General features: G+C 69.9%; 21 protein-coding genes. 3 read left to right on the top strand and 18 right to left on the bottom strand.

Annotated features, from left to right (window positions below; translation table 11 throughout):
• Positions 1-30 precede the first annotated feature (30 nt).
• The 10 genes from HL658_RS27180 to HL658_RS27135 form a co-directional block, all read right to left on the bottom strand.
• Entirely contained in the window at positions 31-636 is a 606-nt protein-coding gene (locus HL658_RS27180) for a YcbK family protein (RefSeq protein ID WP_180285509.1), read from the bottom strand.
• A 482-nt stretch (positions 637-1,118) separates the two neighbouring features.
• Positions 1,119-2,462: a M16 family metallopeptidase gene (locus HL658_RS27175; protein ID WP_180285508.1), complete on the bottom strand. Its 1,344-nt coding sequence runs from the start codon at positions 2,460-2,462 to the stop codon at positions 1,119-1,121.
• Positions 2,463-2,464: 2 nt separating this feature from the next.
• A complete protein-coding gene (locus HL658_RS27170) occupies positions 2,465-3,832 on the bottom strand; it encodes an insulinase family protein (RefSeq protein ID WP_180285507.1) in 1,368 nt (455 codons plus the stop codon).
• Between the two features lie 113 nt (positions 3,833-3,945).
• Positions 3,946-4,518, bottom strand: coding sequence for a DUF3035 domain-containing protein (locus HL658_RS27165; RefSeq protein WP_246337931.1), 573 nt, complete (start codon positions 4,516-4,518; stop codon positions 3,946-3,948).
• Positions 4,519-4,585: 67 nt separating this feature from the next.
• Positions 4,586-5,089 carry a signal peptidase II gene (lspA, locus tag HL658_RS27160; protein ID WP_180285505.1) on the bottom strand — a complete coding sequence of 168 codons (504 nt, stop codon included), beginning with the start codon at positions 5,087-5,089 and terminating at the stop codon, positions 4,586-4,588.
• A gap of 4 nt (positions 5,090-5,093) precedes the next feature.
• Positions 5,094-7,949, bottom strand: coding sequence for an isoleucine--tRNA ligase (ileS, locus tag HL658_RS27155; RefSeq protein ID WP_180285504.1), 2,856 nt, complete (start codon positions 7,947-7,949; stop codon positions 5,094-5,096).
• Between the two features lie 203 nt (positions 7,950-8,152).
• Entirely contained in the window at positions 8,153-8,854 is a 702-nt protein-coding gene (locus tag HL658_RS27150) for an orotate phosphoribosyltransferase (RefSeq protein WP_180285503.1), read from the bottom strand.
• 77 nt (positions 8,855-8,931) lie between these two features.
• Positions 8,932-9,414, bottom strand: coding sequence for a DUF29 domain-containing protein (locus tag HL658_RS27145; RefSeq protein ID WP_180285502.1), 483 nt, complete (start codon positions 9,412-9,414; stop codon positions 8,932-8,934).
• A gap of 47 nt (positions 9,415-9,461) precedes the next feature.
• Positions 9,462-10,400 carry a bifunctional riboflavin kinase/FAD synthetase gene (locus HL658_RS27140; RefSeq protein ID WP_180285501.1) on the bottom strand — a complete coding sequence of 313 codons (939 nt, stop codon included), beginning with the start codon at positions 10,398-10,400 and terminating at the stop codon, positions 9,462-9,464.
• Positions 10,401-10,558: 158 nt separating this feature from the next.
• Entirely contained in the window at positions 10,559-11,008 is a 450-nt protein-coding gene (locus tag HL658_RS27135; protein ID WP_180285500.1) for a MaoC family dehydratase, read from the bottom strand.
• A gap of 520 nt (positions 11,009-11,528) precedes the next feature.
• On the opposite strand from HL658_RS27135, the gene HL658_RS27130 reads away from it, so the two are divergent.
• Positions 11,529-12,320, top strand: coding sequence for an SDR family NAD(P)-dependent oxidoreductase (locus tag HL658_RS27130; RefSeq protein ID WP_180285499.1), 792 nt, complete (start codon positions 11,529-11,531; stop codon positions 12,318-12,320).
• Positions 12,321-12,322: 2 nt separating this feature from the next.
• Here HL658_RS27130 and HL658_RS27125 read toward each other — a convergent pair whose 3' ends face one another.
• The gene (locus HL658_RS27125) at positions 12,323-12,586 is read right to left on the bottom strand and encodes a hypothetical protein (protein ID WP_180285498.1); all 264 of its coding nucleotides are present in this window, start codon (positions 12,584-12,586) and stop codon (positions 12,323-12,325) included.
• 221 nt (positions 12,587-12,807) lie between these two features.
• Between HL658_RS27125 and HL658_RS27120 the strand changes: the two genes are divergently transcribed.
• A complete protein-coding gene (locus HL658_RS27120; protein WP_180285591.1) occupies positions 12,808-13,761 on the top strand; it encodes an alpha/beta fold hydrolase in 954 nt (317 codons plus the stop codon).
• 248 nt (positions 13,762-14,009) lie between these two features.
• A complete protein-coding gene (locus tag HL658_RS27115; RefSeq protein WP_180285497.1) occupies positions 14,010-14,939 on the top strand; it encodes a LysR family transcriptional regulator in 930 nt (309 codons plus the stop codon).
• Here the strand turns inward: HL658_RS27115 and HL658_RS27110 are convergent.
• The 7 genes from HL658_RS27110 to HL658_RS27080 all read right to left on the bottom strand — a co-directional run bounded on the left by HL658_RS27110 (position 14,893) and on the right by HL658_RS27080 (position 21,880).
• Complete coding sequence (locus HL658_RS27110) at positions 14,893-15,636, bottom strand: SDR family oxidoreductase (RefSeq protein WP_180285496.1); 744 nt, start codon at positions 15,634-15,636, stop codon at positions 14,893-14,895. The genes HL658_RS27115 and HL658_RS27110 overlap by 47 nt on opposite strands.
• Positions 15,637-16,022: 386 nt before the next feature.
• A complete protein-coding gene (locus HL658_RS27105; protein WP_246337929.1) occupies positions 16,023-16,775 on the bottom strand; it encodes a GntR family transcriptional regulator in 753 nt (250 codons plus the stop codon).
• 48 nt (positions 16,776-16,823) lie between these two features.
• The gene (locus HL658_RS27100) at positions 16,824-18,092 is read right to left on the bottom strand and encodes a TRAP transporter large permease (protein ID WP_180285494.1); all 1,269 of its coding nucleotides are present in this window, start codon (positions 18,090-18,092) and stop codon (positions 16,824-16,826) included.
• 34 nt (positions 18,093-18,126) lie between these two features.
• Complete coding sequence (locus HL658_RS27095; RefSeq protein WP_180285493.1) at positions 18,127-18,720, bottom strand: TRAP transporter small permease; 594 nt, start codon at positions 18,718-18,720, stop codon at positions 18,127-18,129.
• A gap of 32 nt (positions 18,721-18,752) precedes the next feature.
• Positions 18,753-19,508: a GntR family transcriptional regulator gene (locus HL658_RS27090; protein ID WP_180285492.1), complete on the bottom strand. Its 756-nt coding sequence runs from the start codon at positions 19,506-19,508 to the stop codon at positions 18,753-18,755.
• Positions 19,508-20,698 carry a CaiB/BaiF CoA transferase family protein gene (locus HL658_RS27085; RefSeq protein WP_180285491.1) on the bottom strand — a complete coding sequence of 397 codons (1,191 nt, stop codon included), beginning with the start codon at positions 20,696-20,698 and terminating at the stop codon, positions 19,508-19,510. Before HL658_RS27085 ends, HL658_RS27090 begins: the two co-directional genes overlap by 1 nt.
• Positions 20,699-20,710: 12 nt before the next feature.
• A complete protein-coding gene (locus tag HL658_RS27080; protein ID WP_180285490.1) occupies positions 20,711-21,880 on the bottom strand; it encodes an acyl-CoA dehydrogenase family protein in 1,170 nt (389 codons plus the stop codon).
• Between the last annotated feature and the right edge of the window lie 12 nt (positions 21,881-21,892).

Genomic DNA, 21,892 nt, shown 5'->3' with positions numbered 1-21,892 from the left:
CTTTCGGTGAAGCCGCGGCGGCGCAACCGGTCACCGCCCGAGCCAGCGCCGCTCCGGCCCGGTGTCGAGATGGACGAAGCGGCGGCGCAGATAGCCGCCGACACCGCCCGGTCCGGAGGCGAGCGCCGCCCGGTACAGGGTGCGCGCGGGCACGCCCGGCGCCCGGATGTCTACCGCGCGGGCCTCCATGTGCAGGCTGCGCGGCGAGGCGCCGATGCCGGAGGCGACCAGTCGGCGGTTGGTCTCCGCCGTCCGGTAGCCCGACAGCACCTCGATGGGGCCGTGGGCGGGCAGCCGGGCCTGCAGGTCGGACAGCCGGTGCAGCAGGTCCACATCCATGCGGGCGCAGCGGTCGCAATGATGGTCGCGCAACAGCCAGTCGATGCTGGCCAGCGCGTCCGGCACCGGCCGGCCGCCATCCCAATAGAGGTCGTCGAAACGCTCGCCGGTCACCGTGTTGTGGAGGCGCAGCCACCGCTGGGTTGCCGGTGCCGGGATCGGTGCCGCCGCGGCGCCGGTTCCCCGAACCGCCGTGACGGCACCGATCCCGGCACCGAGCGCCAGCCGCAGCAGGCCACGCCGCGCCAGTGGCGGTCCGGAGCCGTGGGTGTGTGATGGAATGACGCGTTGGTTCATGGTCCCGCTCGCGGTGATGTCGCGGGCGATAACCCGGAGCACCACGGATCGGACCACCGCCTTCCCCATCGGAACAGGCGGAATTAGCGGGATGCGCGGAGGAGGCACCATCTTTGGTGGCACGCCGACGCCCAAAGGCGGCGTCGCCGCAACCCGTGCAACATCGTGCGACGGTTTTCGCGCGACACGCCGGATGTCGCACGCCGGAGAAGGGGTGATTCGCGTACTGGATCAGAGGCTTGGGCGATACCGGCCGGATCGTCCGTGCGACACCTGTGTCGCACGGACGCGGGGCGGCGGAGCGCACCGTCCGATCCCCCCGCCAACCGGCGCGTCGGCGGATCCCTGGTGATTTAAGCTATAATTCCTATCATGACCCGCACACGCCCGCAAGCGCCTGGGCAAAGCCATCGCCAGGGCAAGGGGGTGTCGGCGTGTCCGGATGGGCGGCTGCATTCCGCGACCCCACGGCACCCGTCCAGTCAGCTTCCCCCTTCCACCGTGCGCGTCGCCGTCACGCCTTCCGGGCGGCCGACGATGACCGTCAGCAACCGGGCGGGATCAAGCAGGCGGGCGGCGACGCGGCGCACGTCCTCGTTGGTCACGGCGTTGATGAGGGCGTCGCGGCGGTCGAGATAGTCGATGCCCAGCCGGTCGCGGCGGACCTGCAGCAGGATGCGCGCGATGGCGTTGGTGGAGGTGAACTGGAGCGGGAAGGAACCGGTGAGGTAGGTGCGCGCGTCCGCCAGCTCTGTGTCGGTCACGCCCTCACGCGCCATGCGGGCCCATTCCGCCCGGATGATGTCCAGCGCCTGCCCGGCCTTGGCGTTCACGGTGGAGCCGCTGGCGATCACCAGGGCGGTGTGGTCGAGCGCCACGAGGTAGCTGTAGACGCCGTAGCTGAGGCCGCGCTTCTCCCGCACCTCCTCCATCAGGCGCGAGGTGAAGCCGCCGCCGCCGAGGATGTAGTTCATCACGCTGGCGGCGAACCAGTCGGGGTCGGAGCGGGGGATGCCGCGCTGGCCCATCAGCATGACGCTCTGCGCCGTCGGCCGCGGCACCATCACCGTTTCCCCGGCGCCCGCCATCGCCACGTCGGGCAGCGGCGCGGATGCGGAGGTGGCGGGCAGGGCGCCGAAGATGCGGTCCAGCGCCGGGGCCAGCTCCTCCGGCGAGATGGCGCCGGCGGCGGTCACCACCAGCCGGTCCCGGCCGAGCTGCTTGCGGGTGAAGCCGCGCAGGTCGTCGGGCGTGATGGCGGCCAGCGATTCGGGTGTGCCGCGCAGCTCCTCGCCATAGGGGTGGCCGGGGTAGGCGGTGCTGTAGAAGACGCGGCGGGCGACGTAGTTGGGGTCGGACTGATCGCGCCGGAGACCGGCCAGCACCGAGGCGCGCATGCGCTCCACCGGCTCCGCGTCGAAGCGGGGCTCGGCGTGGGCGAGGCGGGTCAGTTCGAACGCCTCGTCACGCGTCTCGCGCAGCGTGCGCAGGCTGCCGGTGAAGGCGTCGCGGCCGGCGTCGAACCCCAGGCTGATGGCGTTGTCGCGCAGACGGTTCTGGAACGCCTGCGAATCATAGGGGCCGGCGCCCTCGTCCATGCTGCGCGCGGCGAGGTTGGCGAGGCCGGCCTTGCCCTCCGGATCGCGGGCGCCGGCACCCTCGAAGGCCCATTCCAGCGCGATGACGGGGATCTTCTGGTCCTCGACCAGCCACGCCTCGATGCCGCCGGGACTGATGACCCGCTTGATGTCGATGGCGTGCGCGGGCAGGGCGGGGATCAGGAACGCGACGAGAAGCAGGGCGATCCTGCGGAACGGAGCGGTCATCGTCAGCTGTCCTTCCCGGGCTTCGGCAGCAGCAGGCCGGTCACATGGTTGGTCTGGCCGAGCACGGCGCGTGCGGCGGCGTCCACATCGGCCTTGGTGACGGAGTCGATGCGCACCGGCCAGCTCTCCACATCATCGATGCTCTGGCCGGTGGCGAGCGCCGAGCCCAGCGCCTGTGCCGGGCCGGACAGGCTGTCGAGCGCGAAGGCGGCGGACGCCAGCATGCGCTTGCGCGCGGTTGCGACTTCCTCCTCCGTCACGCCGTCCTCCAGCAGGCGGAGGATCTGCGCCTCGAAGGCGCGCTCCAGCGTGTCCATCTCCACCCCCGGCGCCGGCACGGCGCCGCCGGTGATGGACGTGCGGTCCCAGGCCGACGGGCCGTAGCCGAGGAAGGCGGAGGTCGCCAGCCGTCCCTCCACCACCAGCGCGCGGTACAGGCGCGAATCGGATCCGCCGCTCATGATCTCCGACAGGACCTGGAGGGCGTACGCCTCCTTCCCCGTCGCGGTGCGGTAGGAGGGGGCGAGCCAGGAGCGGCGGAAGGAGGGCTGCCGCACCTCGGCGTTGGCCAGGATCACCCGGCGGGCGGCCGACATCGGCGGCTCGGTCACGCGGACGCGCTCGGGCACCGGGCGGGCGGGGATGACGCCGTAATACTTCTCGGCCAGCGGGCGCAGCTCCTCGGCGCTGACGTCACCGGCCACGATCAGGATGGCGTTGTTGGGCGCGTACCAGGTCCGGTAGAAGCTCTCGGCGTCGGCGCGGGTCAGCCTGGACATCTCCGGCCCCCAGCCGATCACCGGGGTGCCGTAGGGGTGGTGCACGTACAGGGTGGCGTTCACCTGCTCGCCCAGCCGGTCGGCCGGCTCGTTCTCCGTACGCTGGCGCCGCTCCTCGATGATGACGTCGCGTTCGGGCAGCACCACCGCGTCGGTCAGCCGCAGGTTCGCCATGCGGTCTGCCTCCATCGACATCACCAGCTCCAGCCGGTCGCGGGCGACGTTCTGGAAATAGGCGGTGTAGTCGTAGGAGGTGAAGGCGTTGTCGCGCCCGCCGTTCTTGGCGACGATGCGGCTGAAGGCGCCGGGGGCCAGTTTGTCGGTCGCCTTGAACATCAGGTGTTCGAGGAAATGGGCGATGCCCGACACCCCGCGCGGTTCGTCGGCCGAGCCCACCCGGTACCACACCATGTGGGTGACGACGGGCACCCGCCGGTTGGTCACGACCACGACCTGCATGCCGTTGCCGAGCGTGAAGGTCTCCGGAAAAAACACCCCCTTCTCCACCGCGGACGCGGCACCCGCGGTGAGCGTCAGCATGGCGGTCAGGAGGAGGGCGAGGGTGACGCGGAACGGGCGGGCGGCGTGCATCGGCCGGCGGACTCCCTGGGCACGGGCGCCCTCGTGAAGCATGGCGGGCGCCGGATACGAAAAGGGCGCGCCGGTGAGCGGCGCGCCCCACAAAGGGTGGTGCGGAACCCCGGTCAGAACAAGTCTTCCAGGGGGGCCTTGCGCTTGCGTTCGATGGTCGGGACGGTGCCGTCGTTGAGCGGCTTGCCCTGCGCCTCGGCTTGACGGAGGCGCTGCTGCTCCTTGGCCGGGTCGACGACGGTGTAGGGCGCCTCCTGCTTCTGCCAGAACAGCAGCGTGTCGATCCAGCGGCGGTCGGCGATGATGAGGTCGGTCGTCTCCTGGTCCACCTTGGTGCGGATGCCGGGCTCGATGCCGCCCTTGGCGCCGGCCTGGGCAATCAGAGCCTGCTCGCCGGCCGTGCGTCCCGCGGCCGATGCGCGCGGGGCGCTGCCGAAGACCGACGCGGCGGCCGTTTGGGTGGCCGTGCGCTCCTGCGGGCGCGCCGCACCGGGGCGCGGCGGCGGCAGTGCTGCCATGTTGGGCGGCAGCGTCAGCGGCGCCCGCGACACGACGGCGAACTCGTCCGGGCTGGTGCGGTCGAGACCGATGGCGCGCCGGGTCTCGCCGCAGCCGGACAGGGCGATGCCCGCGAGCGCCAGCGCCAGAAGGGGCCGCAGTGCGGGGTAGAAGGAATTGGTGCTCATCACGATGCCGGTCCCGTGTCTGTCCATGGCCGCGAAAGAACCGCCCGCGGCCCGTCGCAGCGGTCTTTTACGCCGAATCGCTTCCGCGGAACAGCCCGTCTATGACGAGGAGTATGACTCCGACGCTGATCCCGCTGTCGGCGATGTTGAACGCCCAGAAGTGGAAGCCGAAGGCGTGGAAATCCAGGAAGTCCGCCACCGCTCCGTAGAGCAGCCGGTCCACCACGTTGCCCATCGCCCCGCCGATCACCAGCCCCAGGCACAGCGCCACGAAGCGGCTGTCGGCGCGGCGCAGCCAGCCCAGAAGGAACACGGTGATGACCACCGACACCGCGCTCAGCACATAGGGCATGTACTCCGCCTCGTGCGCGAACATGCCGAAGCTGACGCCCGGGTTCCAGGTGAGGACGAGGTTGAAGAAGGGCGCCACCTCGACGACCCGCGGGAAGGGCTGCATGACCGTGTTCAGGATCCACCATTTGGTGAGCTGATCCAGAACGACCACCACGGCCGCGACCGCGAGGCCGAGCGCCAGATGGGAGCGGGTGCGCCGCATGGCGAAATCCGTCATCGCCTCAGAACCCCGGCATGCCGTCGACCGCGTCGGCGCAGCGCCGGCAGAGCGTCGGGTGCGCCGCCACCGTGCCGACCTCCGGCAGGATCTTCCAGCAGCGCTCGCACTTGCCGCCCTCGGCCAGCCCCGGCACCACGCCCACACCCGCCACGTCGGGCAGGGTGAAGGCGCCGTCGGGGGCCGTACCCTCGGTCACCGTGATCTGCGAGGTGATGCAGACGTCCGCGAAATCGACGTCCGCCAGCAGCGCCTTGACCTCGGCCGGCACATACACCGTCGGGTTGGCCTGGAGGGAGGAGCCGATGCGCTTGCTGGCGCGCTCCAGCTCCAGCGCTCCAGTCACCACGCGGCGCACGTCGCGCACGCCGGCCCACTTCGCCGCCAGCGCGTCGTCCCGCCAGGACTCCGGGATGCCTGGGAACAGGCGGAGGTGCACGCTCTCGGCCGACCAGTCGGGCTCGCCGCGCAGGCTCTCCGGCCGTTGCAGCCACGCCTCCTCCGCGGTGAAGCACAGGACCGGGGCCAGCCACGCGGTCAGCGCCGACAGCAGATGCTCCATCACCGTGCGCACGGCGCGGCGGCGGTCGCTGCCCGGCGCGTCGCAGTACAGGCTGTCCTTGCGGACGTCGAAATAGAAGGACGACAGTTCGACCGCGCAGAAATTGTGGATGGCGGAGAAGGCGGCGTGGAAGTCGTACGCTTCCACCGTACGCCGTACGTGCGCGTCCATCTCCACCAGCCGGTGCAGCACCCAGCGCTCCAGCTCCGGCATCGCCGCCGGTTCCAGCCGCTCGGCCGGGCTGTAATCGGCGAGCGCGCCCAGCAGGTAGCGCAGGGTGTTGCGCAGGCGGCGGTAGAGGTCGGCCTGGTACTTGATGATCTCCGGCCCGATGCGCTGGTCCTCGGTGTAGTCGGTGCCGACCACCCACAGCCGCAGGATGTCGGCGCCGTACTGGTCGCAGACCTGCTGCGGAGCCACCACGTTGCCCAGCGACTTGGACATCTTGCGGCCCTGCTCGTCGAGCGTGAAGCCGTGCGTCAGCACCGCGTCGTAGGGCGCGCGTCCCCGCGTGCCGCAGCTCTCCAGCAGGGAGGAATGGAACCAGCCGCGGTGCTGGTCGGAGCCTTCCAGATACAGCGAGGCCGGCCATTGCAGCTCGGGCCGCTGCTCCAGCACGAAGGCGTGGGTGGAGCCCGACTCGAACCACACCTCCACGATGTCGCGCACCTGCTCGAAATCGGCGGCGTCGTAGGCGTTGCCCAGGAAATCCTGCGCCGGCCGCGCGAACCACGCGTCCGACCCTTCGGTCTGGAAGATGCCGGCGATGCGCTCGAACACCGCCGGGTCCTTCAGGATCTCGCCGTCGGACTTGCGCACGAACAGGGCGATGGGCACACCCCAGGCGCGCTGCCGGCTGATGCACCAATCCGGCCGCGTCTCGACCATCGAGCGGATGCGGTTCTCGCCCTGCGGCGGCACCCACTGGGTGTTGCCGATGGCCTCCAGCGCCGTGGCGCGCAGGCCGTTCGTCTCCATGGAGATGAACCACTGCGGCGTGGCGCGGAAGATCAGCGGCGCCTTGGAGCGCCAGGAATGGGGGTAGCTGTGGCGCAGCCGGTCGCGGTGCAGCAGCCCGCCCGCCTCCTGGATGGCGGCGATCACCGCGTTGTTGGCGTCGCCCGGCTTGCCCTCGTCCGTGTAGACTCGGCGGCCGGCGAACAGCGGCACGCAGTCGTAATAGGAGCCGTCCTCGCCCACCGTGCGCGGCACCTCGATGCCGTGCGCCATGCCGAGGTGGAAGTCGTCCTCGCCGTGGCCGGGGGCGATGTGGACGAAGCCGGTGCCGGCCTCCGTCGTCACGAACTCGCCGGGCAGCATCGGCACGCGGAAGTCGTAGCCCTTGCCGAACAGCGGGTGGCGGCACAGCGTGCCGTTCAGCTTGGCGCCGGGGAACTTGTGCAGAAGCGTCCAGGAACCGATCTTCGCCTGCTCGCGCACGGATTCGGCCAGCGCGGTCGCCAGCACCAGCCGCTCACCGGGCACCGCCAGGCTGCCCTCGGCCACCGCGCCCACCTTGTAGACGCCGTACTCGATCTCGTCGCCATAGGCGATGGCGCGGTTGCCCGGCATGGTCCAGGGGGTGGTGGTCCAGATGACCACCGTCGCCTCGTCGATCTCCGGCGTGGCGGCGCCATAGACCGGGAAGCGCACGAAGATGGTGGAGGAGGTGTGGTCGTGGTACTCGACCTCCGCATCCGCCAGCGCCGTCTTCTCCACCACCGACCACAGCACCGGCTTGACGCCCTTGTAGAGGCCGCCGTTGCTGGCGAACTTGTGGATCTCGCGGGCGATCTGCGCCTCGGCGGGGAAGGTCATGGTGGTGTAGGGGCGCTTCCAGTCGCCCTCGACGCCCAGCCGCTTGAACTCCTCGGTCTGCACACCGACCCAATGCTCGGCGAACTGCCGGCACTCGCCGCGGAACTGGACGATCGGCACCTCGTCCTTGTTCTTGCCGGCGGCGCGGTACTTCTCCTCGATCTTCCACTCGATGGGCAGGCCGTGGCAATCCCAGCCCGGCACGTAGTTGGAGTCGAACCCCATCATCTGCCGCGAACGGACGATCACGTCCTTCAGGATTTTGTTGAGCGCGTGACCGATGTGGATGTTGCCGTTGGCGTAGGGCGGGCCGTCGTGCAGGATGAACTTCGGCCGTCCGGCGGACTCCGCGCGCATACGGGCGAACAGGTCGAGTTCGGCCCAGCGCTTCAGCAGCTCGGGCTCCTTGGTCGGCAGGCCGCCGCGCATGGGAAAGTCGGTGCGCGGCAGGAAGACGGTCGGCTTGTAGTCGCGGGTCATCGCTGGTCCTTGTGGCGGCAGGGTCCGGGCACCCGTGTCAGGGTGCCCGGCGCAGGCGGACGCATCCCGGCCCCCCTCAGGGTGCCGGGCCGATAATTCGCGCCGGTTGCGCCGGAAAGCGGAGCGTGCGTGCCATGGCCGCGGATAATAGCCGAGGGGGGCGGCAGGTCAAGGGAGCCGCCGCCGGACCCTGCCGTCAGTGCTCAGTCGAAGCTGCTCTTGCCCCCGTGCGCGGCGGACCAGCCGACGGGATCGTTGAGGAAGGCCTCGACGGTCGTCAGCGTGTTCTCGTCGAAGGTGCCCTTGGCGCGGGCGACCTTCAGCACGTCCCACCAGGTGCACAGCGCGTGCAGGCGCACGCCGATGGAGGCCATGGTCTGTTCCGACTGCGGGAAGATGCCGTAGTGGAAGAAGACGAAGGTGTCGGTCACCTGTGCGCCGGCCTCGCGCAGGGCGTTGACGAAGTTCACCTTGCTCTTGCTGTCGGTGGCCAGATCCTCGACCAGCAGCACCCGGTCGCCGTCGCGGAAGGTGCCCTCGATCTGCGCGTTGCGGCCGAAGCCCTTGGGCTTCTTGCGGACGTAGAGCATGGGCAGATCCATGCGGTCGGCGATCCAGGCGGCGAAGGGGATGCCGGCGGTCTCGCCGCCGGCCACCGCGTCCACCGCCTCGTAACCGGCCTCGCGCTGGATGGTGGACACCGCGAAGTCGGTCAGTGCGCGCCGCGCGTTCACGAAGCTGATGATGCGCCGGCAGTCGGTGTAGACCGGGCTCGCCCAGCCCGAGGTGAAGATGAAGGGCGTCTCGGCGTTGAAATGGACCGCCTTGATCTCCAACAGGATGGACGCGGCGGCGGCGGCGATCGCCTCCTTCTCGGGGCTGGCGCTGGCGGGGGCGTTGGTCATGGCGGAGTCCTGCGGCAGGGGCGGCGTGTCGCCGCCCTGAATAGCCCCCGCCCCCCGCCTTTGGCAACCCGAAGCGTTCACTCCAGCCCGTGCCGGTTCACCGGCCAGAAGCGGTCGTCGCGGAGTTGGGCGAGGTCGTAGGGGCAATGGTCGGGGAGGGTGTCGGCCGGCAAGCCGTCGAAAAGCTCAAGGCCGCTGCTCGCGACCTTGCGCGCTTCCTTCCACGCCGCCGGCAGGAGGTCGGGGAACTTCCGGCGGAGCGTGCCGCTGTCGTCCAGGGTGGTTTCGATCCGGCTTCGATGTTCGATGACGCTGGCCTGCCACTTGCGTCTCGGATCGGCGGCCGGGGAATGTTCCAGCTTCAGCAGATGCTCGATGACGCGCACCAGATCGCTGCGCAGGGCGGACGCTTCGCTGCGGCCCAAGGACTCGACCTCCTCCGCCAGATTCTCCAGGTCGAGTTCGGTGTTGGCGCGGGCGTCGGCCATGCGCCGCAGGGCCGCCGCCTGCTCTTGCGTCCAGGCGTACCAGTCCGTCTCGTAGAGGGGGCCGTCGGGCATGGCACAATGCTCCCTGTGACCAACGGAAAGCATAACGCAGGCGCGCCCTACGCCGCCAGCGCCCGCTTGGCCGCCTCGGCGTCCAGCTTGATCTGGGCCTTCAGCGCGTCCAGCCCGTCGAATTTGCGTTCCGGGCGGATGAACTCCAGAAGCTGCACGCGCAGGTGCCGGTCATAGAGGTCGCCGTCGAAGTCGAAGAGATGCGCCTCCAGCCGCTCCACCAGCCCACCGACGGTCGGGCGGCGGCCGAGGTTGGCGACGCCGTCGTGCCAGAGGGTGGACAGCCCCTCGTCCACCCCCGCCCGCACGGCGTAGACGCCGAAGGCCGGGCGCAGGTAATCGGCCAGCTCCACGTTGGCGGTTGGGAAGCCTATGGTGCGGCCGAGCCGGGCGCCGTGCTCCACCCGCCCCTCGATCTCCCACGGGCGGCCGAGCAGCCGGGCGGCGCCGCGCGGGTCGCCGCGCAGCAGCGCGTCGCGCACGCGGGTGGAGGAGTAGACCCCATCGTCGCTGTCCGTCACCGGCTCCACAGCGGTGACGCCGAAGCCGAACCCGGCACCAAGCGTGGTCAGCGCCGCGACGTCGCCGGTGCGGCCATGGCCGAACACGAAGTCGCTGCCGCACACCGCGTGGCGGATGCCGAGCCCGGCCACCAACTCGTGCTCGACGAAGTCGCGCGCGGAGGTCTGGCTGAAGGCGGTGTCGAAATGCCGGACGAACAGCAGGTCCACCCCCAGCGCCTCGACATGGCGGGCCTTCACCCGGAAGGGTGACAGGCGGAAGGGCGGGTCGTCGGGACGGAACAGGCTGCGCGGGTGCGGCTCGAAGGTGAGCACGGCCGACGGGGCGCCGAACTCGCGCGCGATGCGCTGCGCTTCCCCGATCACCGCGCGGTGACCGCGGTGCACGCCGTCGAAATTCCCCAAGGCCACCACGGAGCCGCATGCTTCGGCCGGCAGATCCGTCGTGTGTCGGTAAAGTCGCATGCCCGCTGTTCCCGCCCGCACTCGGGCCTTGCCCCCGGAAAACGAAGCGGCCCGCCGACCGGGCGGGCCTCACCGCTCGACCGGCGCAGCCGCCTCGGCCGGCTGGAATATAGGGCGGCGGCGCGGCGCGGTAAACGCGCCGCAGCACACAACAGGGATCAGCCGCGCGACGGAACCATCAGCAGCGCCTCGCCCTCCAGCACCACGGTGTCGCCGGTGGTGCAGACGGTCCTGATGACGCAGCGCTTCTTCTCGCGGATCACCTCGGTGATGGTGGCGCGCGCGGTCACCGTGTCGCCGGAGCGGACGGGGGCCTTGAACTTGAGCGTCTGGCTCATGTAGATGCAGCCCGGTCCCGGCAGCTTGGTGCCCAGCACCGCGGAGATCAGGCCCGCCGTCAGCATGCCGTGCGCGATGCGACCCTGGAACATGGTGCCGCTGGCGTATTCCTGGTTGATGTGCACCGGGTTGGTGTCGCCCGAAATGCCCGCGTACAGAACGATGTCGGCGTCGGTGATCGTCTTGGCGAAGCTGGCCGTCATGCCGACCGTGAGATCCTCGATGCAATAGCCCTGCATGTCCCTCTGGATCTGTCGAACATCGTCCATACACTGGTCCCTTCGTCTTCGCGCCACCGTGGCCGTGGTGGCGTGCGATATGGTGCGGTGCGGTATGTGCGCCGCGGCGGCATCATGGCAAGGCCGCGGACGAAAGAAAACGGGAATCTTCGTCGCGGGTTCCGCAGCATTCGGGGCGGCTCCTGGTATTACCAGAAGCTGGCGGTAAGCATTGGTTCAACAAGCCGTTCTGTTTCTATGCCGATACTTGGCGTCGCATTGCCGCTGTTGGGTGGTGATGGTTGCCAGCTCCGGACGCAAGGGGATCATACGCGCACGTTTCATTCGGGTCGGCAGTCCCGCGCGCGTACCGTGCATGACGTGCATGCTGTGCGTACGCGACTTACGGATACGCGACGCTGCCGCAATTTCCGCGCTGCGTCAATGGCCTTTCGATCTATGCCCGATTTGCCCCATGTGGACAGGTGCGGTCCGATGCCTTGACCCCGCGGCGGGGCGCACGACCGTCATTCCGGCTTCGCCGCCTCTCCAACGCAAGGCCCGATCCGTCATGTCCCATCGTTTCGCCCTCGTCACCGGAGCCAGCTCGGGGATCGGCGCGTGCTTCGCGCGCGCCCTGCCGAGGACCACGGACCTGCTGCTGACCGCACGCAACGCCGAGGCGCTGACCCGCATGCGCGACCAGCTGGCGGCCCCCGGCCGCGTGGTGGAGGTGATCGCCGCGGATCTGTCCACCGACGACGGGCGCACGGCGGTGATCGCCAAGGCCGAGGCGTTGGGGATCGACCTGCTGATCAACAACGCCGGGGTGGGTCCCTTCGGCGCCGTCCTGGAGAACGACCCCGGCTTCGAGCGCGCGACGGTGGAGCTCAACGTGGTCACTCCGGTGGTGCTGACCCGCGCGCTGCTGCCCGGCATGCTCGACCGCGCGGCGGTGTCGGGCGGCCGGGCCGGGTTGATCCTGCTGTCGAGCCAGCTCGCCTTCCAGCCGGTGCCCTTCGTCACCACCTATGGCGCCAGCAAGTCCTTCCTGCTGGCCTATGGCGAGGGTTTGGCGGCGGAGCTGAAGGGGCGGATGGCCGACGTGCTCGTCCTCTGCCCGGGGGCGACGCGCACCGGCTTCGGCCGGCGGGCGGGATTCGAATTCGGATCGCTGCCGGGGGCGGCGGACCCGATGGAGGTGGCGCAAGCCGGGCTGGCGGCGCTGGGCCGCCGGACGGTGCATGTTCACGGGATGGCGCCGCGCGCCGCGCTGGCGCCGTTGCTGTGGTCGCGGCGCACGGCCGCGGGCGGACTGGGCGCGGTGCTGACAGCCTTCCGGCGGATGCCGCGGGCGCGGTGATCTCAGCCCAGCAGAGCCGTCGCCGCCGCGTAGAACCCGTAGGCCATGCCGCCCAGCAGCACCCAGGACGCCGCGGCGAGCGACACCCACAGCAGCACCAGCTTCGGCCCGCGGATGCGCGCCACCTGCGGCTCGGCCAGCCGGATCGGCGCATCCGCCACAAGGCGAAGCTGCGGCCTCCCGGTTGCGCCCGGCGTCGCGCCGGCGCCAAGCAGATCGGCGGAGGAGGTCACACGGTCGGGATCGAGCGACGCGACGTTGGGCATGACGGTTCGTACCTCATGGAGAACACCACCACTTTAACCCAGGATCACGAGGGGTACTCGCGCTATTAATAGGTACCCGTCCGACCGGAGCTCTGCCGTAGGGCCTATGGCCTTGCGGGCGGGCTTCAGGGTGTTGGAAGCACGCCCGCGAACGCTATAGTGGGCGCCGTAAACAGTCGGTGAAGGACGGGGGCGCGCGGGTGGATGGCGCTGTGACAACAATGGGGTGCCTCGGCGTCGCCACGGCATCGCGAACGGATCGACCCGCCTTCGACACCCTGGCTGCGGCGGACGGCACGCCGCTGCGCACCGCGCGCTGGTCGCGGCCGGGGGCGGAGCGCGGCTCGGTCGTGCTGCTGAACGGCCGGACGGAATTCATCGAGAAGTACCAGGAGACCGCGGAGGCCCTGCTCGATCGCGGCTTCGCGGTGGAGACGCTGGATTGGCGCGGCCAGGGCCTGTCCGGCGGGCGGATGGACGACAACCCGCACAAGCACCATCTGGCCGATTTCGGTCTGCTCGCCGACGACCTCGACCGCTTCGTGGAGCGGGTGGTGCTGCCGCGGGCGGCGGGGCCGCTCCTCCTTCTGGCCCATTCCATGGGCGGGATGCTCGCCACCCTGCATCTGGCGCGGCGGCCGGCGCTGTACCGCGCCGCCATCCTGTCCGCCCCGATGCACGACATCCACACCGGAGCCATGCCGCGCTGGCTGGTGCGGCTGATCGCCGGCGCCGCCTGCCGCCTCGGCCGGGCGACCGATTACGCCCCGACCCAGCGCGATTACGACCCGGAACGCGACGGCCCGTTCCTGCCGGCGAACGCCATCACCAGCAACCGCGCCCGCTGGCGCGTCTATCACGACGCCTTCCGCGACCGGCCGGAGCTTCGGCTGGGCGGCGTCACCTACGGCTGGCTGCGCGCGGCGCTGGCGGCGTCCGACCAGGTGCAGGGCACGCTGCCGCTGGCGGCGGTCGAGACACCGGTGCTTCTGCTGAGCGCCCCCGGCGACCAGGTGGTGAACGCCGCCGCCCACGAGCTGGTGATCCGCCGCTTCCCCAACGGCACCATCCGCCGCTACCCGGACTCCAGGCACGAGCCGCTGATGGAGCGCGACTCCATCCGCGACGCGGTGTGGGCGGACATCGACGCCTTCCTGGCGCGGGCGGAGGTGTGAGGCCGCTTCTTGCCGACCACGCGGGCGTCTGGCGACGTTGATGGAACCGTCATCCCCGCGCCGCCGACGTCTCTTCGACCATCCGCGGGCTCGGGGAAATCGCCTGATCCGTCACACCGCGGTCGTGAAGACGCCGGCGGAGTGGCGGTGGCGGGCGTTTGGGGGATCGCAGCACGTCGTCACGTTGCCGATCTCTGCAGGAATGGGTCTGGACTGGAACTTGCCGGGCGATCCAGCGATACTGGAGCATGCAGATCAAGCATCTTCGAACGTTCACAGCCGTGGCGTCGGCGCTCAACGTTACCCGCGCCGCCGAGCGGCTCCACCTCGCCCAGTCGAGCGTAACCGAGCAGATCCAGGCTCTGGAGGCTGACCTCGGTGCCATTCTTTTCGACCGGTCGAAGCGGCGCCTGCGGCTGACCGATGCCGGTCGACGTCTGCTGGACCATGCTACCGATCTTCTCTCCCTCGCCGACGAGGCGCGGTCAGCGGTCGCCGAATTGGCTGACCAGCCGTCCGGTAGCCTGACGGTCGGTGGTCTGGAGACGCTGTGCAGCAGCCTTCTGCCACCGGTGCTGACGACCTTCTGCACGGCCCATCCCGCGGTTGCGGTACGGATGGCAGCCGCCGGAAGCGGGGAACTGCGCAGCGGCGTCCGGGCCGGCGACATCGACGTGGCCTTCGTCTTTGGCGACGGGCCACCGGAAGACGGCGTCGAGCGCGCAACGGTCGCGCGGGAACGCCTGTCCATCATCGCGCCGCCGGGACACCGGCTGGCGGGGCGCAACGCCGTTGCGCGGGACGACCTCGCGGACGAGCCCTTCCTGGTGACCGTGACGGGCTGCGTGTACCGCCGGATGTTCGATGAGGCGTTTCCCGTCGCTGGCGTCGGCCGACCACGCCTGGCCGGGGAGTTCGGCAGCATCGGGGCGATCCGTGCGCTCGTCGCGGCGGGGCTCGGTTGCGCGCTCGTCCCGGAGTGCGCGGCCGCCGCGGCCACCGGGCTCACGGTGCTGCCCTGGGTCGGGGAAGCCGACCATGTCCCGGTGTCCATGCTGTGGCGCCGCCGGCGCGTGCAGCCTCCGGGCCTGCGCCTGTTCCTGGCGACCGTGCGGGGCGGCATCGGCGCGATCAGACCAGACGGTGGCCACCGTCGATGTGCAGAACGGACCCGGTGACAAAGCCATTGCGCATCAGAAAACGGATGGCCGAAGCGATGTCATCCGGTTGCCCGACCCGGCCGACCGGCAACCGCTTCGCCATGGCGGCCAGCGTCGCGGCCTTGGCGTCGCCGGCAACATGCTTCCATATCGGCGAATCGACCCAGCCCGGCGAGACCGCGTTGACCCGGATCGGGCCGAGTTCGACCGCGAGCGCGTAGGTGAGCGACTCCAGGGCTCCGTTGATCGCCGCGACCACCGATCCTCGCGCGGTTGGCCGGTAGGCCGCAATGCCCGATGTGAAGGTGATGGATCCCTGCTGCGACAGCGCTGGCGCACCATGCTTGGCGAGCAGCAGCGGGCCGATGAACTTCGAATCGACGACCCGGCGGGCCGCGGTGAGGTCGAGCGATGGGAGAAGCTGGTAAGCCCCTTCGATATCCGCTGCCGTGGTGACGATGTGATCGAGCGGTCCGATCCGCCCGAGCAGGTGCGCGACCTGATCCTCATGTGTGACGTCGGCGACGGCCGTGGTCAGTTGCTCCCCCACGGACGAGAGGCTCACCCGCGCCGCCTCCAGGCGGGTCTCGGACCGGCCGGCGATGGTCACCTGGGTACCCTCGGTCAGGAGAAGCCGTGCCAGCTCCAATCCCATACCTGAGCTGCCCCCTACGATGAGGACCCGTTCACTCTTCGTCTCGATCCCGGTGTTCATGATGTACCTGCGGTATTCTTCAGAATGGAAGACGAGTTATTCTCTTCGGCGTCATTATTGTTTTTCTGGCCTGTTGCGAGAAACGGGAATATACGATTATCATCATCGGCATTTCCGATGATTGAATACGGGCGGATCGGACCCGCTATTGGTCCGTGCATGACGCAGGCTTGGCAGGTCGCTCGTACAGCGCCGCGACGCCGACCAGTGCGGCATTCTTCTCACGGCAAAACCAACCCATATCCGGCAGCAGGACGACCGGCGTCACCACCGTCACCGGATCGGAGCCTGGGGCGGTTCAGTCAGCCGGGGATGTCGAATACCGGGAATGCATGCCAGCGAACGCGCGTTTCCCCGGCAGGTTGTCAGCGGAGCCGGCCCGGCCGTCACTGCCGGCGCAGGCTCATGCTGTAGCGGAAGGCCGCACCGGGAAAGCTGTTCACCGCCACCTCCACCAGGGCGCCGGCGTCGGTGAAGTAGCGCCGGGTGATCACCAGCGTCGGCGAGCCGCGCGCCACATGCAGGCGCGAGGCGACGTTGGCGCTGGCCGGGGCCGCCTCCACATCCTGCATCACCTCGGCGATGCGCAGGCCGTAGCGCTGCTCCAGCGTCGCATAGAAGGCGTAGCGCACCTCGTCCAGGTCGCGGACCACCTCGGGGAAGGCGCCGTCGATGTAGACCTCGACGTAGCAGAAGGGGGATTCCGTCTCCAGCGCCCGGCGCAGCGCGGCGATGCGGAACCACTGGGTGTCGGCGCGGCAGCCGAGCCGGGCGGCGAGATCGCCCTCCACCACGATGCGGTCGACCGACAGGATCTCCAGCCGGGTGGTGGTGGCGTATTGCAGCAGCTCGTCCAGCGAGCTGATGGAGTTGACGAAGCGCCCGTCCGCCCGTTTCGCCGCCAGCACGGAGCCGGAGCCCTGGCGGCGCAGGATGATGCCCATCTCCTGCAGCCGTCGCAGTGCCTCGCGCACCGTGTGGCGGCTGACGCCGAAGCGGGCGCACAGCTCGTGCTCGGTGGGCAGCCGGTCGCCGATCTCGTAGGCGTCGCCGTCGATCTCGGCGAGCAGCGCCCGCACCACTTCTTCGTAGCGCGTCGGCTCCCGGTCCGTCTCAGTCTTGTCCGCTGGCCTGTCCATGGGCTTGTCCATGGGGCGGACGATGGCCGATGCGGGCTCGCCGTGCAACTACAGCAGCGCCAGCGACAGGGCCGGGAAGGCGTTGAGAATGACGAGCGCCAGCAGCCGCGCGCCGTAGAAGGGCAGCACGCCGCGCACCATCTCGTGCAGCGGCAGCTTGGTGATGCGGCTCATCACGAACAGGTTCAGCCCGACCGGCGGGGTCAGGGTGGCGACCTCGACCAGCGCCGTCATGATGACCGCGAAGTGGATGGGGTTGACGCCCACCGCCGACGCCATCGGGAACAGGATGGGGGCCAGCAGCACGATCATCGAAACGCCGTCCAGGAACATGCCGATGACGATCAGGCAGAGGTTGACCACCAGCAGGAACTCGAAGGGGGAGACCTGCGCCGCCGTCAGCATGCCGGTCAGCTCCGCCGCGATGCCCAGCCGGGTCAGCACCGCGGTCAGCAGGCCGGAGCCCAGCAGCACGCCGTAGATCATCACCGTCTGCATCACCGATTCGCGCGCCGTGTCCCACACGGCGGCGAGGTTGGCGGTGCGGTAGACCAGCAGCACCAGCACCATGGCGTAGGCGGCGGCGAGTGCCGACACCTCGGTCGGGGTGAACCAGCCCATGTAGATGGTGCCGATGATCAGCACCGGCATCAGCAGCGCGCCGGCGGCCCCCGGCAGCTTCTGCCCAAAGCCCTTCCAGTCCGGCCGGTGGCCGATGCCGCCGTAGCCGTTGATGCGGCTGACCACCAGCGTGGTGACGCCGAGCAGCGCCGCCTCGAACAGGCCGGGCACGATGCCGGCGATGAACAGGTCGGTGATCGGCAGCCCGACGATGGAGCCGATCAGGATGAAGGTCAGCGACGGCGGGATCATCAGCCCCAGCGTGCCGCACACCGCCACCACCGAGGCGGCGAAGCGCGTGCTGTAGCCCTCGGCCGGCAGCAGCTTCACCGCCGCCGGCCCGAGCGCCACCGCGCAGGCCACCGAGGAGCCGTTGACCGCCGCGAAGAACACGCTGGAGATGGCGAGCGCCAGCGCGATGCCGCCACGGAACCAGCGGATCACCGTGCCGACCAGCTCCAGGATGACCAGCGCCAGATTGCCCCGCGACATCAGGTTGCCGGCGAAGATGAAGAAGGGGATGCAGACCAGCGCGTACTTGTCGATGCTGTCCCATGCCATCTGCGCGATGAGCACGACCGGGATGCTGTAGTTGAAGTTCAGCAGCCCCACCGCGATGATCCCCAGCGCCAGCGCGATGTGCACGCCGGACGCGACGAGGATGAGCAGGGCCGCGACGGCGACGATGGTGGTCATGGGGCGTCCTCCCGGTTCTTCTTCTGAGCGCGCGTCAGAGCTGTTCGCCGCCGGCCGGCTGGTCGGGATCGACCCCGCGCAGCAGCATCACCGCGTTGCCGAGGAAGGCCAGGCCATAGAGCACGCCGCCCAGCGGCAGGATCAGCCGCACCAGCCACAGCGGTAGGTCGAGGTTGCTGTCGGTCAGCATGCCGATGTGGTGGAGGTGGCTCACCTCCTGCACCCCGGCGACCACCAGAAGGCCGCAGAAGAACAGGCCGATGACGCAGTTCAGCCAAGCCAGCGCCATGCGGGCGCGGCGCGGCAGCATGTCGTAGAGCAGGTCCATGCGGATGAAGTGGCCGTGCCGGGTGCCGACCCCGATCGCCAGCAGCACGCTCCACACCACCAGGAAGCGCACCAGTTCCTCCGCCCACCAGTGGCTTTCGGAGAGCAGCGAGCGGCTCGACGCCTCGTAGAACATCACCCCGATGGCGCCAACCATCAGGATCGTCGCCACGTTGAGGATGATGTGGTTCTCGATGAAGGCCCACCAGCGCGGCAGGCCATCCCGGCGCCCCGGGACCGCCGCGGCGGGGGCCGGGGCGGGGCGGGGCGGGGCCGCGTCCATCGCGTCGGTCCGTTGCATCCTGGTGTCTCCTTCCCTCTACCCCTCCGGCCTCAATCCGCCCGGTGCAGGGTGATCTCGTAGCGGTAGCGGCCGGCCGGGTGGCTGTTGACCGCCACTTCGATGACGCGGCCGTCCGGATCCAGATAATGGCGCGTGACGGTGAGGATGGTCGCCCCCGGCTCCACCGACAGGCGGGACGCGAGGTTGGCGTCCGCCGTCGTCGCCTCGATCGACTGCACCACCTCCTCCACCCGCACGCCGTAGCGGCTCTCCACCACCGCGTAGACGGCGGTGGGGAAGGTGCCGATGGCGCGGGCCACGTCGGCGTAGGCGGCGGGCAGGAAGATCTCGGTGTAGCAGAAGGGCGTGCGTTCCGGCGGCTGGCGGCGCAGCGCGCTGACCCGCACCCAGGGCACGTCGGGCGGGCTGTGCAGCAGGTCGGCTGTGCGGCCGGTGATCAGGATCGTCTCCACCGCCAGCACCTCCAGCTTGGTGTCGGCGGCGTACTGCACCAGCTCGGCGAGGCTGGAGATGGAGTTGTGGAAGCGCCCGTCCACCTTGCTCGCCGCCACCACCGAGCCGGACCCCTGGCGGCGCACGATCAGCCCCATGTCCTGGAGCCGGCGCAGCGCCTCGCGCACCGTGTAGCGGCTGGCGCGGAAGCGCAGGCACAGCTCCTGCTCGGTCGGCAGCCGCTCGCCCACCGCCAGCCGGCCACCGACGATGTCGGCGCGCAACGCCTCCAGGATCTCCTGGAAGCGCGGGCCGTCGCTGGTGGGGCTGGTGGACGGTCCGGGCACTCCCATCAGACCGCCCCCCGCTCCCGCAGCTCGGCCAGCCGCTCCGGCCCGATGCCGATGCGCTCCAGCACCGCCTCGGTGTCGGCGCCCATCAGCGGCGCGGCGCGGGTGGGAAGCGTCTCGCCGCCGATGCGCACGGGGCCGGTCAGCATGCGCACCACCGTCTCCCCGTCGGGGCCGGTGAAGTCGGCGACGCGGTCGCTGTCGCGCACGAAGGGGTTCTCCAGCGCTTGGGCGATGTCGAGGACGGGGGCCGCAGGCACCGCGCCGGCGAACAGCTCCAGCCACTCCGCGGTGGTCCGCTCCATCAGCACGCCGTCCAACAGCTCCGTCATCTCCGCGCGGTTGGCGAGGCGGGCCTTGAAGCTGGCGAAGCGCGGGTCGCTGCCCCACTCCGGCCGGCCGATGCGCTCGCACAGCACCGGCCAGAACTTCTCCTTGTTGCACATGATGAACATCCAGCCGTCCGCGGTGCGGAAAAGCTGCGAGGGCGTCAGCGACGGGTGGGCCGAGCGCGGCTCCCGCCCCTGGCGGTGGCCGGCGTTCAGGTACCAGGCGGCCAGATAGTTCAGGTTGTGGAGTGCCGTGTCGAACAGGCTGACGTCCACGTCCGAGCCCTTGCCCGATGAGCGGGCACCCACCACCGCGGAGACCAGCCCGAAGGCGGTCATCAGACCGGTCATCATGTCCACCACCGACAGGCCGAAGCGGGCGGGGGGGCCGTCCGGCTCGCCGGTCACCGACAGGTAGCCGGCCTCCGCCTGCATCAGATAGTCGTAGCCGGGCCACGCCTTGCGCGGCCCCTCCCGCCCGTAGGCGGACAGGTGGGCGCAGACGATGCGCGGGTTGACCGCCTTCAGATGCTCGTAGGTCAGCCCCAGCTTCTCCGGCAGGTCGCCGCGCAGGTTGTCCAGCACCGCGTCGGCGTTGCGGACCAGATCGTGCAGGACCGCCTTGCCTTCCGGGTGCTTCAGGTTGAGGGTGATGCTGCGCTTGTTGCGGTTGAAGGCCTGGTAGAACTGGCTGTTGCCGGGGCCGAGGTAATAGGGGCCGACATGGCGGCCGATCTCGCCGCCGTCGGCCGGGTTCTCGATCTTGATGACCTCGGCCCCGAGGTCGGCGAGCAGCATGGTCCCGAAGGGACCGGCGCCGTACTGCTCCACGGCGACGATGGTGACTCCCGCAAGGGGCAGCATGGCGTGGATCCCCTAAATCGGATTCCGTTCGATCAGCCGCTTGGCGATGACGAGGCGCTGGATCTCGTTGGTGCCCTCGCCGATGCACAGCAGGGGGGCGTCGCGGTAGAGCCGCTCGACCACGAACTCCTTGGAGTAGCCGTAGCCGCCGTGGATGCGCAGCGATTCCGTGGCGTTCTCCAGCGCCGCCTCGGTGGCGAACAGCTTGGCCATGCCGGCCTCGAAGTCGCAGCGCTCGCCGCGGTCGAGTGCCGCCGCGGCCTTCTCGACCAGCAGCCGGGCGGCCTCCGTGCGGGTGACCATGTCGGCGAGCTTGAGGGCGACCGCCTGGTGCTGGTGGATGGGCTTGCCGAAGGTGTGGCGCTGCTGGCTGTATTTGACCGCCTCGTCGAGTGCCGCCTGGGCCACGCCGACGCCGCGGGCGGCGACGTTCAGGCGGCCCAGCTCCAAGCCGGAGATGGCGCAGGCCATGCCCTGGCCCTCCGCCCCGATGCGGTTCGCGGCGGGGATGCGGTAGTCCTCGAAGACCAGCTCGGCCGAATCGATGCCCTTGTAGCCCAGCTTCTCCAGCTTGCGGCTGACCGTGAAGCCCGGCCCCTTCTCGGCCAGGAACATGGTCATCCCCTTGTGGCGGGGCTGGGCGGTGAGGTCGGTCTTCACCAGCAGCGCGAAGCAGCTTCCGTGGATGCCGTTGGAGATCCAGGTCTTGGAGCCGTTGATGACGTAGTCGTCGCCGTCGCGCTTGGCCAGCGTCCGGATGGCCTGGAGGTCGGTGCCGCAGTCGGGTTCGGTGAGCGCCAGCCCGCCGCGCAGCTCGCCGGTGGCGAAGCGCGGCAGGAAGGCCTGCTTCTGCGCCTCCGTCCCGTTCTTGGTCAGGATGAAGGCCATGATCAGGTGGGAGTTGATGATCCCGCTGATCGACATCCACACACCGGCGATGCGCTCGATCACCTTGGCGTAGGTGGAGGGGCGCAGCCCCAGCCCGCCATACTCCTCCGGGATGGTGGCACCGAACAGCCCCAGCTCCTTCATCCGCTCGACGATCTCGGCGGGGTATTCGTCGTCATGCTCCAGCTTCAGCGCGACGGGGCGGACGTGGCGCTCCAGGAAACGCTCGACGCTGTCGAGGACCAGCCGCTCCTGCTCGGCCCGGTCGGCGTCGGTCATGGTGGTGTCGGTCATGGTGCTTTCCCT

Origin of the sequence: Azospirillum oleiclasticum (assembly GCF_013423485.1) — a bacterium.
Taxonomy (GTDB): domain Bacteria; phylum Pseudomonadota; class Alphaproteobacteria; order Azospirillales; family Azospirillaceae; genus Azospirillum; species Azospirillum oleiclasticum.
Note: the sequence above shows the minus strand (reverse complement) of the source record. Positions and strands in the feature narration are given on the sequence as shown.

Excerpts from the sequence above, each read along its gene's own strand:
- ileS (WP_180285504.1), bottom strand. The coding sequence starts at position 7,949 with ATGACCCGCGACTACAAGCCGACCGTCTTCCTGCCGCGCACCGACTTT.
- HL658_RS27085 (WP_180285491.1), bottom strand. The coding sequence starts at position 20,698 with ATGCTGCCCCTTGCGGGAGTCACCATCGTCGCCGTGGAGCAGTACGGC.
- HL658_RS27170 (WP_180285507.1), bottom strand. The coding sequence starts at position 3,832 with ATGCACGCCGCCCGCCCGTTCCGCGTCACCCTCGCCCTCCTCCTGACC.
- HL658_RS27175 (WP_180285508.1), bottom strand. The coding sequence starts at position 2,462 with ATGACCGCTCCGTTCCGCAGGATCGCCCTGCTTCTCGTCGCGTTCCTG.
- HL658_RS27135 (WP_180285500.1), bottom strand. The coding sequence starts at position 11,008 with ATGGACGATGTTCGACAGATCCAGAGGGACATGCAGGGCTATTGCATC.
- HL658_RS27120 (WP_180285591.1), top strand. The coding sequence starts at position 12,808 with ATGGGGTGCCTCGGCGTCGCCACGGCATCGCGAACGGATCGACCCGCC.
- HL658_RS27095 (WP_180285493.1), bottom strand. The coding sequence starts at position 18,720 with ATGCAACGGACCGACGCGATGGACGCGGCCCCGCCCCGCCCCGCCCCG.
- HL658_RS27125 (WP_180285498.1), bottom strand. The coding sequence starts at position 12,586 with ATGCCCAACGTCGCGTCGCTCGATCCCGACCGTGTGACCTCCTCCGCC.
- HL658_RS27145 (WP_180285502.1), bottom strand. The coding sequence starts at position 9,414 with ATGCCCGACGGCCCCCTCTACGAGACGGACTGGTACGCCTGGACGCAA.
- HL658_RS27150 (WP_180285503.1), bottom strand. The coding sequence starts at position 8,854 with ATGACCAACGCCCCCGCCAGCGCCAGCCCCGAGAAGGAGGCGATCGCC.
- HL658_RS27105 (WP_246337929.1), bottom strand. The coding sequence starts at position 16,775 with ATGGACAGGCCAGCGGACAAGACTGAGACGGACCGGGAGCCGACGCGC.
- HL658_RS27130 (WP_180285499.1), top strand. The coding sequence starts at position 11,529 with ATGTCCCATCGTTTCGCCCTCGTCACCGGAGCCAGCTCGGGGATCGGC.
- lspA (WP_180285505.1), bottom strand. The coding sequence starts at position 5,089 with ATGACGGATTTCGCCATGCGGCGCACCCGCTCCCATCTGGCGCTCGGC.
- HL658_RS27115 (WP_180285497.1), top strand. The coding sequence starts at position 14,010 with ATGCAGATCAAGCATCTTCGAACGTTCACAGCCGTGGCGTCGGCGCTC.
- HL658_RS27080 (WP_180285490.1), bottom strand. The coding sequence starts at position 21,880 with ATGACCGACACCACCATGACCGACGCCGACCGGGCCGAGCAGGAGCGG.
- HL658_RS27180 (WP_180285509.1), bottom strand. The coding sequence starts at position 636 with ATGAACCAACGCGTCATTCCATCACACACCCACGGCTCCGGACCGCCA.
- HL658_RS27100 (WP_180285494.1), bottom strand. The coding sequence starts at position 18,092 with ATGACCACCATCGTCGCCGTCGCGGCCCTGCTCATCCTCGTCGCGTCC.
- HL658_RS27165 (WP_246337931.1), bottom strand. The coding sequence starts at position 4,518 with ATGAGCACCAATTCCTTCTACCCCGCACTGCGGCCCCTTCTGGCGCTG.
- HL658_RS27140 (WP_180285501.1), bottom strand. The coding sequence starts at position 10,400 with ATGCGACTTTACCGACACACGACGGATCTGCCGGCCGAAGCATGCGGC.
- HL658_RS27110 (WP_180285496.1), bottom strand. The coding sequence starts at position 15,636 with ATGAACACCGGGATCGAGACGAAGAGTGAACGGGTCCTCATCGTAGGG.
- HL658_RS27090 (WP_180285492.1), bottom strand. The coding sequence starts at position 19,508 with ATGGGAGTGCCCGGACCGTCCACCAGCCCCACCAGCGACGGCCCGCGC.